The 15,767-nt window shown below is 40.0% G+C and carries 17 protein-coding genes and 1 riboswitch; of the genes, 15 read left to right on the top strand and 2 right to left on the bottom strand.

The window, feature by feature from the left end; translation table 11 throughout:
• Window positions 1-6: 6 nt before the first annotated feature.
• On the bottom strand, window positions 7-639 hold the full coding sequence (locus ACTHPA_RS00565) for a LuxR C-terminal-related transcriptional regulator (protein ID WP_440498111.1): 633 nt from the start codon (window positions 637-639) through the stop codon (window positions 7-9).
• Between the two features lie 514 nt (window positions 640-1,153).
• Between ACTHPA_RS00565 and ACTHPA_RS00560 the strand changes: the two genes are divergently transcribed.
• The 9 genes from ACTHPA_RS00560 to lepB all read left to right on the top strand — a co-directional run bounded on the left by ACTHPA_RS00560 (window position 1,154) and on the right by lepB (window position 8,741).
• The gene (locus ACTHPA_RS00560) at window positions 1,154-1,750 is read left to right on the top strand and encodes a TasA family protein (RefSeq protein WP_440498110.1); all 597 of its coding nucleotides are present in this window, start codon (window positions 1,154-1,156) and stop codon (window positions 1,748-1,750) included.
• A 161-nt stretch (window positions 1,751-1,911) separates the two neighbouring features.
• Window positions 1,912-3,195: a hypothetical protein gene (locus ACTHPA_RS00555; RefSeq protein ID WP_440498109.1), complete on the top strand. Its 1,284-nt coding sequence runs from the start codon at window positions 1,912-1,914 to the stop codon at window positions 3,193-3,195.
• Window positions 3,164-3,724, top strand: a complete 561-nt coding sequence (gene sipW / locus ACTHPA_RS00550) for a signal peptidase I SipW (RefSeq protein ID WP_440498108.1) — start codon at window positions 3,164-3,166, stop codon at window positions 3,722-3,724. The genes ACTHPA_RS00555 and sipW overlap by 32 nt, the downstream gene beginning before the upstream one ends.
• A gap of 12 nt (window positions 3,725-3,736) precedes the next feature.
• Complete coding sequence (locus tag ACTHPA_RS00545) at window positions 3,737-4,396, top strand: hypothetical protein (RefSeq protein ID WP_440498107.1); 660 nt, start codon at window positions 3,737-3,739, stop codon at window positions 4,394-4,396.
• A 197-nt stretch (window positions 4,397-4,593) separates the two neighbouring features.
• Window positions 4,594-5,709 (top strand): DUF5305 family protein, encoded by a 1,116-nt coding sequence (locus tag ACTHPA_RS00540; RefSeq protein ID WP_440498106.1) that lies wholly within the window; start codon window positions 4,594-4,596, stop codon window positions 5,707-5,709.
• A gap of 414 nt (window positions 5,710-6,123) precedes the next feature.
• Entirely contained in the window at window positions 6,124-6,549 is a 426-nt protein-coding gene (locus ACTHPA_RS00535) for a hypothetical protein (RefSeq protein ID WP_440498105.1), read from the top strand.
• Window positions 6,550-6,615: 66 nt separating this feature from the next.
• On the top strand, window positions 6,616-7,389 hold the full coding sequence (locus ACTHPA_RS00530) for a hypothetical protein (RefSeq protein ID WP_440498104.1): 774 nt from the start codon (window positions 6,616-6,618) through the stop codon (window positions 7,387-7,389).
• 66 nt (window positions 7,390-7,455) lie between these two features.
• Complete coding sequence (locus tag ACTHPA_RS00525; RefSeq protein ID WP_440498103.1) at window positions 7,456-8,187, top strand: hypothetical protein; 732 nt, start codon at window positions 7,456-7,458, stop codon at window positions 8,185-8,187.
• A complete protein-coding gene (gene lepB, locus ACTHPA_RS00520) occupies window positions 8,187-8,741 on the top strand; it encodes a signal peptidase I (protein WP_440498102.1) in 555 nt (184 codons plus the stop codon). The genes ACTHPA_RS00525 and lepB overlap by 1 nt, the downstream gene beginning before the upstream one ends.
• Before the next feature lie 95 nt (window positions 8,742-8,836).
• Here lepB and ACTHPA_RS00515 read toward each other — a convergent pair whose 3' ends face one another.
• Entirely contained in the window at window positions 8,837-9,946 is a 1,110-nt protein-coding gene (locus tag ACTHPA_RS00515; protein ID WP_440498101.1) for a signal peptidase I, read from the bottom strand.
• 257 nt (window positions 9,947-10,203) lie between these two features.
• On the opposite strand from ACTHPA_RS00515, the gene ACTHPA_RS00510 reads away from it, so the two are divergent.
• The 6 genes from ACTHPA_RS00510 to ACTHPA_RS00485 all read left to right on the top strand — a co-directional run bounded on the left by ACTHPA_RS00510 (window position 10,204) and on the right by ACTHPA_RS00485 (window position 15,716).
• Window positions 10,204-10,761 (top strand): DUF1102 domain-containing protein, encoded by a 558-nt coding sequence (locus ACTHPA_RS00510; protein WP_440498100.1) that lies wholly within the window; start codon window positions 10,204-10,206, stop codon window positions 10,759-10,761.
• A gap of 74 nt (window positions 10,762-10,835) precedes the next feature.
• The gene (locus ACTHPA_RS00505) at window positions 10,836-11,378 is read left to right on the top strand and encodes a DUF1102 domain-containing protein (protein ID WP_440498099.1); all 543 of its coding nucleotides are present in this window, start codon (window positions 10,836-10,838) and stop codon (window positions 11,376-11,378) included.
• A 177-nt stretch (window positions 11,379-11,555) separates the two neighbouring features.
• Window positions 11,556-11,638: riboswitch (cyclic di-GMP riboswitch) on the top strand.
• Window positions 11,639-11,692: 54 nt separating this feature from the next.
• A complete protein-coding gene (locus ACTHPA_RS00500; RefSeq protein ID WP_440498098.1) occupies window positions 11,693-12,277 on the top strand; it encodes a hypothetical protein in 585 nt (194 codons plus the stop codon).
• Between the two features lie 13 nt (window positions 12,278-12,290).
• Window positions 12,291-13,379: a DUF5305 family protein gene (locus tag ACTHPA_RS00495; RefSeq protein ID WP_440498097.1), complete on the top strand. Its 1,089-nt coding sequence runs from the start codon at window positions 12,291-12,293 to the stop codon at window positions 13,377-13,379.
• Window positions 13,380-13,425: 46 nt separating this feature from the next.
• Window positions 13,426-15,078, top strand: a complete 1,653-nt coding sequence (locus tag ACTHPA_RS00490; protein WP_440498096.1) for a sensor histidine kinase — start codon at window positions 13,426-13,428, stop codon at window positions 15,076-15,078.
• Entirely contained in the window at window positions 15,075-15,716 is a 642-nt protein-coding gene (locus ACTHPA_RS00485; RefSeq protein WP_440498095.1) for a response regulator, read from the top strand. The genes ACTHPA_RS00490 and ACTHPA_RS00485 overlap by 4 nt, the downstream gene beginning before the upstream one ends.
• Window positions 15,717-15,767: the final 51 nt, after the last annotated feature.

Raw genomic sequence — 15,767 nt, 5'->3', positions numbered from 1 at the left:
CAGCATCTACCTGACCAACCCCGTTTGATTTGCATAAAGCGCAGCTTGTGTGCGATCGCCCAGGTTTAACTTCGTTAAAACATGGCTGACATGCTTCTTCACCGTATTCTCAGAAATGAATAGACTCTCGGATATTTGTCTGTTTGAGAATCCCAAACCAAGTTTTTGCAATACTTCCCTTTCCTTAGAAGTAAGTTTTTCCGCAAGATGGTCATCCACTTGTGGCTTCTTCTGTGTTTGCATCAGTAAGTCTATGATGTCAGGGTCGTAATACTTCCTTCCCCTTTGAATCACTTGGATGGCATAGACGAGTTCTTCGGGTTGTGCATTCAGTGAAATATAACCATCTATGTCTAATTCCTTTGCGCGCTCGAAGGACAAGGGGTCATTGGAATAGGTAAGGATGGCGAATTTACAAGTGGAATCTGTTTGTCTTGCTTCACTTATGACATTCAAACCGCTATCTTTTCCTAAATGGAAGTTAACGATAGCCAAATCGGGCTTTGCATTTTGAATTAATAGTAACGCTTCTTTCTTGGTCCCAGCCTCACCGGATACTTCCCATTTGTCTTGCAATAGAAGAATTGAAATCACCCCTTTACGGATGAGTGTTTGATCATCCACTACTACAATTCTCATTTCAATATAGCCCCCTCGCCAATAATAAAAAGCGTTCCGCGTACTGGATCTTTACCGTTAAACTCATGCAAACGAATTAGTACAAATATTCTACCAAAAGAACGATTAAATGGAATGACACAAAAGTGCATTAGATAAATCATCCTAAAGTAGAATGCCAAGGTCGAAAAAATCACCCCTTAGAGGGGAGTTGAATCGATTTTCTCTGTTTATACTAACTATAGTTCCATCTTCATAGTGGATAAAGCGAAGCAAAAGGAGGAGATGATGGGCGTAGTTTCACTTTCATCTGGAAATGAGTTTCTTATGTAACAGCACTCAATATCTTAATCTAAACTTCTTCGACTAACTGTATGAAATCATTCCAGACAAAGGTGAAACAGTGGAAGCAAAACAACTGCCAGACTATGAAAATGGTGCATTGATCCACATTTGCTTCACAAAGCAAAAGAAAAACTGATTCAAAACGCAATACCGCAAGTCAAAAAAACTAAAATAATTGGAGGAATTTAAAATGAGTCTTAAAAAGAAACTAGCAATGGGTGTCGCAACTGGTGCATTGGCTGTAAGTATGATCGGTGGAGGAACGTATGCTTATTTCAATGACGTTGAAACAAGCACGAACTCATTTGCTGCTGGTACATTGGATTTGGCAGTGAACCCTGAAACAATCATCGATGTAGGTAACTTGAAGCCTGGTGACTGGATGTATCGTGGTTTCCACTTGGAAAATAATGGTTCACTCGATATTTCTAAAGTGCTCTTAACTACTGAGTACACAGAATCGGTAGCTGGTTTTGGGGATCACATTGTAGTTGAGTTCCTTATTAACGAAGATAAAAGCAGTATTCTTGGACCGAGCAACGTAATTGACTCTATGACGTTAAGCGAATTGGCAAATATGACAGAGGATGCCGTTAAAAATGAATCACCTAGATGGTTTGGATGGCAAGGTGGAGAAAAGAGCGGTCTCAAAGCGGGTACAAAAGATAAATTGCACGTAATGTTTAGATTCAATGACAATGGCGAAGATCAAAACGCTTACCAAGGCGCAGATTTACAACTGAAATGGACATTTGATGCAAAACAGACAGCTGGAACATCCAGATAATTTATAACCTGGGAGGAGAGCCCTTCTCCTCCCTACTTCTATTTTTAGTAAGCCGCCAGAATTTATTCTTATATTTATTTCTCAACATATAACTCTTTTTATGTCTTGAGGAATATATTTAAGAAAATTCCAGTGAAGAAAATTAGAAAGGCGGAATTGAATTGAGAAGAAAGCGTATACGCGTATATAGAAAAAGGAAACAAGGACTTTTTCTTACTTTAAAATTGGCACTCATAGGTTATTTAATTATTTTTAGCACTAGTTATATGACGTCTGGCACGTCTGCTTATCTGAGCAGCCAAGCGGAAGTTTCCGATATGATTATAGCTGGCGTATGGGATCCCGTAAAGAAAGCATGCAGTGATGTGGAGGATACAGAAAAGGATGAGGAAACTGCTGTCGACAACGAAGACAAGGCAGGTATTCCTCTGGATGAAAGTGAAGTAGGCGAAGTGCCAAATGAAGAATCTATTATCGATGGCGAAGCACAAGCTGACACGTCCCAAGAAGAAAAAGAAAGCGTTGATGCACCAGATGAAGGGAAAGTCGTTGACGGCGGGGCCCAAATGGAAATACCAAGTGAGGAAAATGTTGGCGATGTATCGTCTGGCGAAGGAGAAGTAGATACACCTCAGGAGCAAGTCGAAGCTGACGTCACGTCAGATAACGAAACAACTGGCAGCAACGAAGAAGAAGTTGAAGTACCCCAAGAAGAAACTGATAACAATGTTTCACCAGTTGACGAAACGACTGTTGAGGTTGAAGTAGAAGAGATTCAAGAAGAAATCCCAAATGATATCTCAGCAGGCAACGAAGATCAAGTAGAAACGCCTCAGGAGGAAACTCAAAATGATATACCATCAAGCGACGAAACAAGTGTTGTTGAGGAAGTTGAAGTAGAGGCTCCTCAGGAAGAAATCCAAAATGACATACCATCAAGTGACGAAACAAATGCAGGTAATGAAGATGCAATAGAAACGCCTCAGGAAGATACTAATAATGATTCATCATCTGGCGATGAAAATATAATTGGCGATGAAAATCAAGTAGACGCACCTCAGGAAGAAGCAGGAACTGATGTGGTTGATGGCAAGTCTGAAGAGGGAGACTGTGAGGAAATCGATGCAGATTCCGAGAATGAAGCCGGGAACGTTGATGAACTAAAAGATGAACAGGCAACTGAACCGGAAAATAAAGAGCCAAGTGATTCAGACGATTTAGTAGGCGATGATTTGGATATCAACAGAGAAGAAGAGCAAGAAAATCCTGAAGAAGATGTTCAAACACAACCGAAAGAAGATGAATCTAAAAATGGAACTGAGGAAAATCCTCCTATAGAAAGTGATTATGACAAAGAGATGAGTATACCTGAAAAACCAGAACAAAACACAATGAAAGCAGAGGGGGATACAAATGAAAACGAAGAAAATAATGAAATGGATTAATAGCATCGTCTCTACAATACTGATGATCTTGTTGATCGGGGTGGCTTCCGTTGTGGTCATCACGAAAGCGTCTGGCGGGGAGCCACAACTTTTCGGCTACCAATTTAAATCAGTGCTATCAGGTTCCATGGAGCCGGGAATTCAAACCGGCTCGATCATCTCCGTAAAATTGGTCGAAGATAAAACCAATTTTAAAGAAGGCGACGTCATTACATTCATGGAAGAAGATATTTTGATTACGCATAGAATTACCGAAGTAGTAAAAAGTGGTGATAATGTACTTTACCGCACAAAAGGTGACAACAATAATGCGGAAGACATGAATCCGGTCTTAGCAGATAATGTAGTTGCGGAGTATACCGGTTTCACAGTGCCTTACGTCGGTTACTTTATAAATTTTGCACAGTCGAAGAATGGAGCACTACTACTGCTGATCCCTGGTTTTCTATTGCTTATCTACTCTGCCTTTACAATTTGGAAGGTTCTTTCTCAAATCGAACTGCCTCAAAAAAAGCAAGCGGATGTATAAGGAGGCACTATTATGAGCAGGTTGTTTCGACTTTTTTCACTAATTTTATTGATCAGCGGATCATGTTTCATACCAATAGCGAGTGTATTTGCGGATGGTGAGAGTGAGACGGACACGAATGAATTGAACATCAGCCTTTCGCCGACAGGTACTTTATTCGACATTAGCAATATGAAGCCCGGCGACTGGGCGCCTCGGACGATTATAGTCAAAAATACGGGAAGCAAAGATTTTGACTATCAAATGAAATTGCAGAACGACGGAGAAGTGAAGCTATTTAATGAGTTATTGGTGGAGATAAAAGCCGGTGACGTGGAATTGTATACTGGGAAATTGTCTGAATTTAAATCGTTGCCGGCGAGAAAACTTGTGAGTGGCAATGAGGAAAGTTTGGACATTACAATTCGTTTTCCAGAGCATCTTGGAAATGATTTTCAAGGGCTATCATCTGCATTTACATTCACTTTTGCAGCGGAAGGGAAAGAAGAGATGGCAGTCCAAGCTATGACAAAAGGGATGATTGACAGTGGGGTATTAGCTTCTTCAGGATTTACCTTGAAAGCTACGTCGGGAAAAATATTTAATTTCATGTTAATTGGTTCCGTGCTGGTTACAGGTGGAATTGTATTTATGATTGTTAGGCATTATAGAAGGATGAAACTGGCTCAATAGACAAGTTTTGGGGGCTGCCTGTGCATGGCGAAACGTGCATGGGTGGCTTTTCATTTATGCTGAGTAGAGAGAATGCGACTTATCTATTTATTCGACAAAAATAGAAGGGATAGCACCGCAGGAATCGACGGAATGCTCCTATCTTAATTGTTATACTAGCCGATAATTAGGACTGATATTGACTTGGAGGGGTGATTTTGCTGAATAGAATCTTAGCAACTGTATTAAAGAAGAACAATAAGAAACTTTTTGTCTCTCTGTTGTCTTTATTGCTCATAGTAGGTATCGTAACTATTTATACCTGGATCATACCGAACGCGAATACAGCCCAATCTGAAGATGGCATACCCGAAATGGTAACTGCATTTGACTATAAAGCAATGGTTACTCCGAACGTCCTTCATCCAAATGGAGGAACGGTAGAGGCTGGCGAGACACTATATAAAAACATCACTACTGCAATCCCTATCGATTTAAAATCCATCATAAGTGCTGATGAAGAAGTACTCGCCAAGGGATCATACGAAGTTCAACTACTTATTAAAGCAGGAGGCAATTGGGAGAGGGCTTTCTCTTTGCAGGACAAGCAAAGCTTTGAAGGGAAAGGAACGGATATATCCGTTATCAGCAGTTCCTATCAAATCGACTTGGGCCAAGTGAATGCTTTTATTCTTCAAGTTGAGAATGAAACGGGAGTGAGGCACCCAAAATACGAACTTGAAGTCGTTCCAACGATTCAAGGAGAACTTCAATACTCGGATAAGGTAAAGGAGCTCGATATCCAGGACAAGCTCATATTCGATTATTTACCTGAGGAAATTAAACTTGCTAGTGAGAAAGCCTACTCTACTGCTATTGAACCTAATGAAAATCAAACTCTGACGAAATCATTCAGTATACTTGGATTATCTATTCCCTTGCTTCTTGTACGAATTATTAGTATATCGTTATTCCTTCTTCTTATATTGTCCATTCTATTTTCGCTCGTATATTTGGACGAGGGTCCGGTGAATGATGACACATCGGAAGCGGAAAGGCTTAGCAAGAAGTACGGAAGGCGGGTGATCCCGATTTCGGAACAAATTGATTTCACAGGAAAGACCATTGTCCATTTCGCTACATTTACATCCATGCTGAAGATTGCGGATGAAATTGAACAACCGATATTTTTCTATGAAAATGGGAATGATGATAGCCAAATGTACCTCATAGTGGATCTATTCTGTGTGTACATGTATGCGCCGAACACCGATATACCACCAGCAAGACCAGCTAAAAACCTTGCAAATAGAAAAGATTATGTAATCGGTTAATATGCAAAAATTTTGGTGCCTGTGCAGCACGCAATTCTGTTTATTCACTACAATTGTATATTGACGCGAATGAAAGTCATCCGTTTAAGACGGATGACTTTTTCATTGTATGAAAATACCTCTGAACGAATTGTCATAAATGCGTCTTACACAGGCAGCTAACCCATCTACAAACAATTCAGCTGGTACAAAAGTATACCGACTTACACAAAGGGAGAAGAAGGAGTCATTAGAAAGTGTATGGATGTGAGCACTAAAGAGGAATGAAAAAGTATCCGAAGGAGGGAAGAGGAGTAGAATCATAGGACCTATACTGAGTACAGATAGAAAAACCCACTAATCAATCTTAGGTAGGCTAAATGATACTTGAGAGTTAGTGCAAAAGAACATGGTTAACTGAAGGGGTAGGTGATAATGAAAAGAATTGCGTTCGGATTCATAACTTGCTGCTTTTTGCTCGCAAGTACCTCAATTTATGCTAAGTCGGAGTTTGCTCTAAATATTGCTCATTCGTTTAAAGGGAAATTTGCATTCATTACTGATCAGTCAAGTGAAGAGGTACAACAAGGAATCTCCTTACTGGAGGAAGCCGTAGCCACACAGCAAGAACAGTCAATGAAAAAAGCAGAACAATCGCTTGAGAATTTCGGTCAAGTAACTGCAAAAGATAAGTTTAATGAAATGAGCAAATACAAGAGCGAATATCTTCAGCAAATCTCAGAAACCCAAGAATCCTTGATGAATAGCGAATGGGTTATGGATGATGAAGATTTGCTAGAAATGATGAATGAAATCGAAAATGATTTTCTCGACGTTTTGGAAGATATTTTATCAGAGTAAGGTTTCTACGGTTCACTCTATGGGTGGACCTACAAATAAAAATAATATATAAAGGGGAGTTATAAAATGGGAATGACTGTTAAGAAAAAAGTATTGGCTGGGGCAATTTCGGTAGGATTATTATCAGGCGTTGGAATGGCATTTGCTAACACAGACGCAGGCGGGGCTTTGAAGTCTTGGTACGATGGGAAGTTTGGCGAAACGTTATTGGCCATTAACTCAGATGTATCAAAATATGCACAAGAGCAATTGCCTGGATTGAAAAATGAGTATAACGGAATGAAAACTGAAGCAGAGACTGACATTAATAATAAGAGGGATAGTGAAATTGGGGCTGCTACAACAGCAATTACAAATGCAAAAGCAAGCAGGATAGCATCGGTGGAAAGTACGAAGGATGAATTGATCGATGGTGCAGGACTAGCTTTCTATAATGAATTCCTTAAAGGTTATTTTGAAATTCAAGAAGCTGGAGACGCAGCGCTAGCATATGCTACTACTGATTTAACTGCATTTACAGGTGAAAAGGGACAAGCAGCTATTGAACAAGTCACTAATGACTTGACTGCAGCGAAAGACGCGGCCGTTACTGAGTTGGAAGAAGCGATTCGAATTGCAAAAGAAGAACTGACTGCCGAGTTAGCAACACAACAGGAAATCAACACTCGTAATTTGAAAAACCGAATCGATTGGAAGATTGACGAAGTGCGTGGACAAGTTGAAGGAATTCTTGCTGACCTAGTTGCAACACAAGAAGGCTTAATTGCCACGAAAGCGGCGGAACTAGAAGCTGAAGCAATTGCTGCACTAGACGAAGTCGTTTCCAGCATCAATGAATAAATAATACTTGTTAGGGCCTGCCGTTTAATTTGCCAGGCCCTAATATTTTAATGAGGGGGTTGCAAAGTGGATACTAGAATAACTAGATATAGAAATAAAAAATTATACTATATGAAAAAGGTTAAATTCCTAATTGGAGCTGTTCTTTTGACTGGGGTACTTGGAAGCGGTGTATCGATCGCTTTCGCAAAGCAGGATGTACATTCACTTCTTACAAATTGGTTTACTTCGAAAAGAGGAACTGCAGTTGAAGAGATCAAAGATGCTATCGAGAATGAACGTGATATTCAAATTGGTCGCATACAAGAACAGTTGCAAATAGAAATTCAACAAGCAAGCCAATACATTGACTCTTTTACGATTGCGGAAAAGGAAATGAGAACTAGCAATTTAAGAAACTATGCCGATGAATTGATCAACAACATGGTAATTGACAAATCAGCTGGGGAAAGTAGTATTCAAAAGGAATTGGATAGTATTTACCAAGAAGCAATTAGGGAAATGGAAAAGGCCATGCAAGGTAGTATTCCAGGCAATTCACCTGGAGTGGAGGCGCCTCAGCCAACTCCTGTGCCTGAGCCTACTACCGAAGTTGAGAATGAAGAGGGTACCGGATCAGATGAGAAAGGAAGCGAAACGGAACCTGGAACAGAGGTCGGTACAGAGGTAGAAACTATACCTGATGTTGAGTCAGACAATCCTGATGAATCAGATGCTGAAATCGAAACAGAAATCATTCAAGAACCTGAACAAGATCAAGAAATTGGTTCTGATGATAGAAAAGGACTTGATATATAATGCATATGATCAAACTTGATGTTGCCCCAACAACTCAAAAGGAAAAAGATACAAATAAAGTTATTGAGAGTATAGTAAGTTGGGTGAAATTTGTGCTGATTGTAGCGGCGATTGTTTTCATTGTTCGCAGTGTAGTCGGTATAACAGTAATAAGTGGCAATTCAATGGCCTCATCAATCAATAACAATGACGTAATTGTAACGAGCAACCTGTTTTACGAACTCGAGAGAAATGACATTATTCTATTCCGGGATCAGCACGGTTTTGATGTTATTAAACGAATTATTGCAGTGCCAGATGACACAGTTGAAATTGTAGGCGGAGCTGTACTTGTGAACGGCGAAGCTGTAAATGAAGAATTCGCAATGGGAACCCCGAATGATATGGCTCTAACATCTGTGCTCAAGGACTCATATTTTGTTATGGGGGACAACAGAACGCCTGGTGAAAGCTTGGATAGCCGGAGTAGTGATGTAGGGTTGATACCGAAGGAAAGAGTAAAAGGTGAAGTGTTCATTTCCCTATATCCATTTAAAAACTTCATGAATCAGTAATTGATATCCCGAATGGTCGAAATTTACCGTTCGGGATATTTTTATGTAAATAAAGCACCTTGCCCGTTTGGACAAGGTGCTTCGATACTGCACGATTAGAAAGGGAAAGCTCCTCGAAATTTTCTCGACTTTTTACGAAACACATTTACCATTCTTCTTCTCATTTTCCTGTCTATAAATGGATATACCATTAGCGGTAATCCTGGAATGATCGAGATAATGATTAAGGCCAGCCAATAAGATTTCTGTGCAAGAAAATAGATGACTGATGAAGGCAGGAAAGGATAAAAGATCCCAACGCGTATGGCTGTTTCGTACTTTCCTGGTTTTTCGGCATGCAACGTGTATTCTGCTTCAACAAGTTGTCCTTTTGTAAGGTTGAGCCTTTCGTGACTTAAATCAATTTGGTTATCATTCGTTGTAATGACGCCGATTGAAGGGATGAAGCCATCATTTCGTAGTTCGGATAACGGTTGTGTTATAACATCACCGACTTGCAAAATACCTAAGGAACTTCCCATAAGAACCCCCTTGCTCGTTTCAGATACCTCATATATAAGCTTCACATGTTGGCTGGAAGCGAGCATTGTACCTCCCATGATCATGGCAATAACAAAGCCGCCACCTATATAGATTAGTTGCAAATCCATGCCTTTATTTTTCTTTTTGTGCCGTCTGCCTGATTTCAATTCTCCGATTCCAATAAGCAAAGCTAAGATGACGGCAAACACGGGCAATACATAAGGATTACCTTGGTATTTTTCCATCCAAAGAGAGAAATAGCCTGCTTTAGGTATGACGAGAGGAGAATCTCCGATTGTAACGGCCTTGGCAGCAATCCATTCTCTTTTAATCAAACCTGACCCCGCTGATTCCTGATCCGTCTGCTTATTGGCATCCCCTTTTGTGATGAATCCTTCTTCATCATTTCCTTCCATTACTCGATGTGCAATCCATCCTTTTGTGGCCAAGCTTCCTTTGTCGGTTGTAAAGAATACGATATCTCCCACATTAATAGTATCTTTTTTGCCTACATTTTTAATCACTACCATATCTCCTCGCTCCCAGACAGGTACCATACTGTCGGAGCGTATAACAGTGAGCAATATCGGCTTTTTCATAATGGCAGATCCGACTGCTGCACTTAGCGTAAGCAGGATAACGAATAGAAGCAGGATGTTAAAAACCTTCGATAATCGCTTCAATATATATTCCCCCTTACTGTAATTGTAAGATAAATATCTCCTGAATTAACCCCTCTCAAGAGGGAGGGGAATGGTACGAAAGTATACTTGTTAGTAGCCATTCGTAGTAGTCTCAAGTATCAAAAGTAGCTTGCAATGTAGACGAAAGAGTTTTAAAAAAGTGTTCTTACGAGCGACGAAGTCTATGAATATCTCTCCTATACTTAAATCAGTTAGACAACGGCGAGGAGCCGAATAAAAGAAGAGGAGATGGTATTTTGAAGACGAAAAAAAGTTTGTTGATGGTAGTGTTGCTGCTAGCCATTTCAAGTTTGATGGCTGCAATGTCGTATTCATCTGCGACAGTGACAAGTGCGATGACAGGAACTGTGAAAACGACGGATACAGCCTTATTGGCACTGAATGCAGGAAAGCACAATGCGGCAAAAATTGAGGACGGCGTATTGAAAATTGACTTCAATAAAGGCAATGTTACAAGTATGCCAGTCAGTACGTACGGTGTTCAAAAACAGAGTGAATATGTATGGGACGGACTTTTCAGCGTGAAAAACAACTCTGAAAACCAAGTTGCAGTAACAATCAAAACAGAAAACAATCCAGCTGCTGGCGTTACTTTGTACGCAAAGGCTGGAAATGGTGAATGGACGAAAATCGACAGTGTCAACGGAGCTTTCATTGGCGAACTACCGATTCCATTTAAGAACTTGAGTAAGCATGAAGTTAATGTAGATATTAAATTGGTCGTTGACAGCAAAGCGTCCCTCGGTAACTTCAATCCTAACTTAGTTGTAGCTGCAGAAGCGCAAGTGAAATAATGTCGAAAAAGGGTTGATGGCATTTGTCATCAATTCTTTTTTCGTAAAAGAAGAAAAGGGGTGTCGAGGTGCGAATGAAGAAAAGTGTATTGATGATCGTTTTATTACTTGCAATTTCAAGCTTAATGGCCGCTATGTCGTATTCATCCGCAACAGTAACGAGTGCGATGACAGGAAGTGTTGTCAGTACAGACGAAGCGCTTCTAGCATTAAATGTCGGAAAACATAATGCGACAACGATTGAAGATGGTGTGTTAAAGATTGATTTCAACAAAGGGAATAATAATTCGTCATTTGGATTGCAAAAAAATAGTGAGTATATATGGAATGAGCTTTTTACTATAGAAAACAACTCGGAAAATATTGTGTATGCAACTATTAAAACCGAATATAATTTGCCGGAAGGCATCAGTGTTTGGGTGAAGAGTGGAAATGATAATTGGACTGAAATCGACAGTATAAGAGGTGCTGATGTTGCGAAATTGACAGCTGCTTCAGGTGTCTCGGCTCAAATGAATGAAATGGCGAAAGTCGATGTGAAAATCGTTGTGGAGAGCAATGCAAGCCTTGGCAATTTTGCTCCGAACCTTGTTGTCAGTGGAGAGGCTGTCGATTAATAGAAAAGTGCTTTTGAAGAATTGATCTATACGGTCAATTCTCTTTTTTTGATTGATGGAAAAATTCGACAAGTAGTGCCAAAATAAAATCTTATTAATCAAAAATAGAACTATACTCCTTACGAGTAATGACAAAATATTCAAATTGCGTTCGTTATAATACTTGTAATACTACAAATTTATCATGGGAACGATGAAATACGTCCTGTATTTGGGCACCTTGGACGTATGGAGTTAATGGTGCAACCGACCTGATTAAATGCGGACAAGCGTCCGATTTGATTGGGTTTTTATTATTTTTGGGAGGTATTTCGGTGAAAAAATACTTATATGGTGCCGTATTATTATTGTTCTTATCATTTTTATTTCTACAAAGTACTAGTTTTTCTAACACGGAACTGCGGAACAAAGCGACAGTATCCTCAGTATCTGAAAGTCATGCTTTATTATCTGTCCATTATGGAGAAGGCCGGCTATTTTGGATAACAAATAACATGGAAACCGTTGTGCAGGTAAGGGACACAGGCGGCATAGCTCCGAATGAATCATTTCAAATCGGACCAGGAAGAAGTGCCGGTTTTACAATTCAAGGCCATCCTGAAGAAATAAGCGAATCGATTTTATTGGATATCGAATGGGATGGTGGATATGCATTGGTAGAGACGACTATTCCCCAATCCAATATAGAACAGATCCTTCTTGAGCTGTTGATAGAAGAGGATGAGAAAGAAGAAGAGGAAGTGGAAAATCCTGAACAAGAAGATAGCGATGAGAAGGAAGAAGCGGTTATTGTGCAAGAAGACCCGGAAGAGGATGCTCCTGAAGAGCATGCGGAAGAATCGCTGCAAGTAGACGAATTAGAAATGACTACCGAAATAGATGATGAAATCGAAGAGTAAAGGAGTGGCTGGTTTGAAACAATTTTTAATGAGATGGAATAAAACACGAAATCTGATCCTTTCTAGTGTCCTTGCTGTATCCATTGCTATTTTAATCTACTCCTTCCTACAACCAACCACTTCAACTACGACGACACATTCAAATCCAACTGGAATTACAACAATATACGACTATAAAGCTACCATCAAACCGAATGTCCTCAATACGTCTGGAGGAACAGTTCCGGTTGGAGATACGATTTTAAAGAAGATTACAACCGCAATTCCGATTGATATGAAAACGATCATTACTTCCACAGAGGATATAGTTGTTGAAGGAGAGCATGAAGTCCAGTTAACAGTGGTCGCCCAAGATCTTTGGGAAAAGACATTTCCGTTGGAGAAAAAACAATCATTTCAACAAAAAGGGACAGCCATATCGATTATGGATGGCACCTACTCGATTGATCTGGATAAAATAAATGCGTTCATTACCCAGGCGGAAGAGGAAACAGGTATTACGCCTTCTAAATATTCCTTACTAGTAACCCCGATGATAAAAGGGACTATTCATTTTGATGGAATCAAAAGGGAATTGCAAGTAAATGAGAACCTTGTTTTCCATTATTTATTCGACAGTATTGTTTTGGCTAGTGAAAAAGAATTTACTTCACCGATTCAGTTCGGCTCTATTGAAACTATTACTAATACACTCAATTTTTTAGGTGTCGTTGTACCAGTAAGCGTTTTAAGGATTTCAAGTTTACTGTCGTCACTAGTATTGTCGCTGCTATGGATTTATGTGAACAATATTATGAAACCGAGAAAACGAAAGTCACAAATTGAATCGATTAATAAAAAGTATGGAAATAGAATTATTGCCGTATCGAGAAATGAAGGCATGGATGGAAAATCAATATTGCTGTTATCAGATATAAAGTCGCTTCTAAAAATAGCGGATGAGAAGGAACTTCCTATTTTCGTTCAACAAGAAGGGGTAGAGAGAGCTAGCTATTTTATTGTGGACGGGAACCAATTATATAAATATGAAGCGTTTGAAGCGCACTTGGCCGTAATCGATGAAATATGGGACGAAGGTAGAAGCATTTATGCGGAAGAGTAAGGAGATTTTGCGAGCATTAACAGGGAGCCTGGGGAATATTCTAAACTTGGCGTTGTTATTTCGGGCTATATCACTACTGTTAACTTCGGTCTTTTTTCTCTTCGGTCCCCAAGCACCATGGATTTTTAAACTTGGCATTATCGGTGCATTATTAGTTGCGGCATGGATCATCGCTGATTTGCAAAAAAGATATATAGGAAATGTAAAAGTGATTCAGGCTATCGTTCTAACTGAAACAATCGGGTTAACGTTATTGTTAATTCCGACTGGGGGCATTACGAGTCCATTCATCTGGTATGCATTGAATCCAGTGCTTATCGCTGCAGGATATTTGGCACCGTTATATTGCTGGGGCGCATTAACATTTTATCTTGGCAACGCGACTTTCATCACGTTCTCGTTAGCTGGAGCAGATTCCATTCGGCAAGTGGTCGAGGAACGATCTTATTTTTATTTAGTCTGTTTGTTGACGACCTTGCTTGTCAGTTTATTTTCCAGACTGACGAAAGAGTTGGATGCTAATGCTCGTCTTCTGCGAATCCAACAAGATGAACTTTTATTCGTGAACGAAAAGCTGAGAATAACGAATGAAAAGTATATAGAAACAATGGAACATATCATGTCTTTCTACCAGTTGACAGAAGGGATGACGAGCAAAAAAAATGCCGGAAAAGTCATGGTGGAAGTGACCGAGTCATTACGGAAATGCACTCGATGTGAAGAGGCTTTTTTCTGGCTTATCAGTGCTGAACAACGAAGTCAGATTGTTAATAGGACAAAATTTGCGGGATTGGAATTGGAGCTGCAAAAAGCCTGGCATTGGATTCGCAATCAAAGTGGGGCATTTGCTGGGAATTTCGGTGAAGAGGTATATCTGATGAAAGTCATTCGCACTTCATCGAATAATGGAGTTGTCGGTGTGAAAATCGGCAATTTACAAGAGGATTGGAAGCCGCTACGTATAAACCGTCCGTTTGAAGCTATAGCAGAACTCGGTGAACTTATGCTTGAACGGATTTCAATGGATCGAATGATGGACCAAATGCTTATATTGGAAGAGCAGAACCGCATTGCGAATGAAATACATGATAGTGTGTCACAAAGATTGTTTGGTATCGTCTATTCTCTTCATAGCTTGAAAGGTAAGAGTCAATTCATGACAAAAGAAGAACTAGATGAGGAGTATACATTTCTATCGGTATCCGCTCAAGAAACAATGAAGGAATTACGGGCCGCTATTTACAGTCTAAGTCCTGTGAAAAAAGGAGAGAAACCATTCTTTTCAAGGATTGCTAAGTATGTTAAAGATTTTGCGAAACTTAATGACATATGCATTAACCATAATCTCGAGGGGCATGAATCAATTCTTTCCTCCGATTTAAAGGAAGCGATTTATCGAATCGTTTGTGAAGCTTGTGGCAATGCGGTGCGCCATGGCAAATGTAAACGAATCGAATTGGAAATATTAATTACCGATGAAAAGACTGAAGTAACAATCTGGGATGACGGAAATGGTTTTCAGTCGATGAGAGGACGAGATAGGAAAGAACAAGGGATCGGCCTTTACAATATGCAGCAGAGTGTCAATTTGTTTGGCGGCAACCTTTCCATTGACAGCCCACCAGATTTTGGGACCACAATCCGCATAGAGATTCCAAAAAGTAAAACAGGGAAAATGAGGGAGATGATAGAGCTATGAAAATTGTAATTATTGATGATCATCCATTAGTAAGAAAAGGTTTAACTGCTATCCTTTCTCTTGAACATGATATAGAGATTCTTGGGGAAGCGGCAAACGGCAAGGAAGGGCTGCTTGTATTGAATTCCTTGAAGCCTGATTTGACGATTGTCGATTTAAGGCTAGGCGACGAATCAGGTCTTGACTTGATTGCCGAAGCAAGAAGGCAAGGCGCAACTTGCAAGTTTGTTGTGCTCACCTCTTCAACGGATAAAGAAGATTTCAGACGGGCAAAAGAAATGGAAGTCGACGGGTATGTGTTAAAAGAAGCGTTGCCGGAAGAAATGTTGCATGCACTACGCATGATCAATAGAGGACGAACGTATTACGACCAAGGTGTGCTCGAATTTGTAATGAAGCCGAGCACCTCTTATAAATCGGAAAAGCAAACCGAAGTGTTAACGCCTAAGGAAATGGAAGTGTTAATGGAACTCGGAAAAGGCTTTTCAAATAAGGAAATCTCCCAAAAAATGTACATCACCGAATATACCGTGAAAAAACACGTTAGCCAGGTTCTTGCGAAGCTCGAACTGGCAGACAGAACACACGCCGCGTTATATGCCAATGCGACTGGGCTGGTTAGATATGTAGTAAATTGAAGTGGGAAACGGGTAGGGTTTTATTCAAACTTCCTGGTGTTTACCATATTG

The organism is Sporosarcina sp. SAFN-015 (assembly GCF_051966875.1).
Taxonomy (GTDB): domain Bacteria; phylum Bacillota; class Bacilli; order Bacillales_A; family Planococcaceae; genus Sporosarcina.
This window is presented reverse-complemented; position numbering and strand designations above follow the sequence as displayed.

What these genes read in the sequence shown, in the direction of transcription:
- ACTHPA_RS00565 (WP_440498111.1), bottom strand. Translation starts at nt 639, where the DNA reads ATGAGAATTGTAGTAGTGGATGATCAAACACTCATCCGTAAAGGGGTG.
- ACTHPA_RS00560 (WP_440498110.1), top strand. Translation starts at nt 1,154, where the DNA reads ATGAGTCTTAAAAAGAAACTAGCAATGGGTGTCGCAACTGGTGCATTG.
- sipW (WP_440498108.1), top strand. Translation starts at nt 3,164, where the DNA reads ATGAAAACGAAGAAAATAATGAAATGGATTAATAGCATCGTCTCTACA.
- ACTHPA_RS00545 (WP_440498107.1), top strand. Translation starts at nt 3,737, where the DNA reads ATGAGCAGGTTGTTTCGACTTTTTTCACTAATTTTATTGATCAGCGGA.
- ACTHPA_RS00535 (WP_440498105.1), top strand. Translation starts at nt 6,124, where the DNA reads ATGAAAAGAATTGCGTTCGGATTCATAACTTGCTGCTTTTTGCTCGCA.
- ACTHPA_RS00530 (WP_440498104.1), top strand. Translation starts at nt 6,616, where the DNA reads ATGGGAATGACTGTTAAGAAAAAAGTATTGGCTGGGGCAATTTCGGTA.
- lepB (WP_440498102.1), top strand. Translation starts at nt 8,187, where the DNA reads ATGCATATGATCAAACTTGATGTTGCCCCAACAACTCAAAAGGAAAAA.
- ACTHPA_RS00505 (WP_440498099.1), top strand. Translation starts at nt 10,836, where the DNA reads ATGAAGAAAAGTGTATTGATGATCGTTTTATTACTTGCAATTTCAAGC.
- ACTHPA_RS00485 (WP_440498095.1), top strand. Translation starts at nt 15,075, where the DNA reads ATGAAAATTGTAATTATTGATGATCATCCATTAGTAAGAAAAGGTTTA.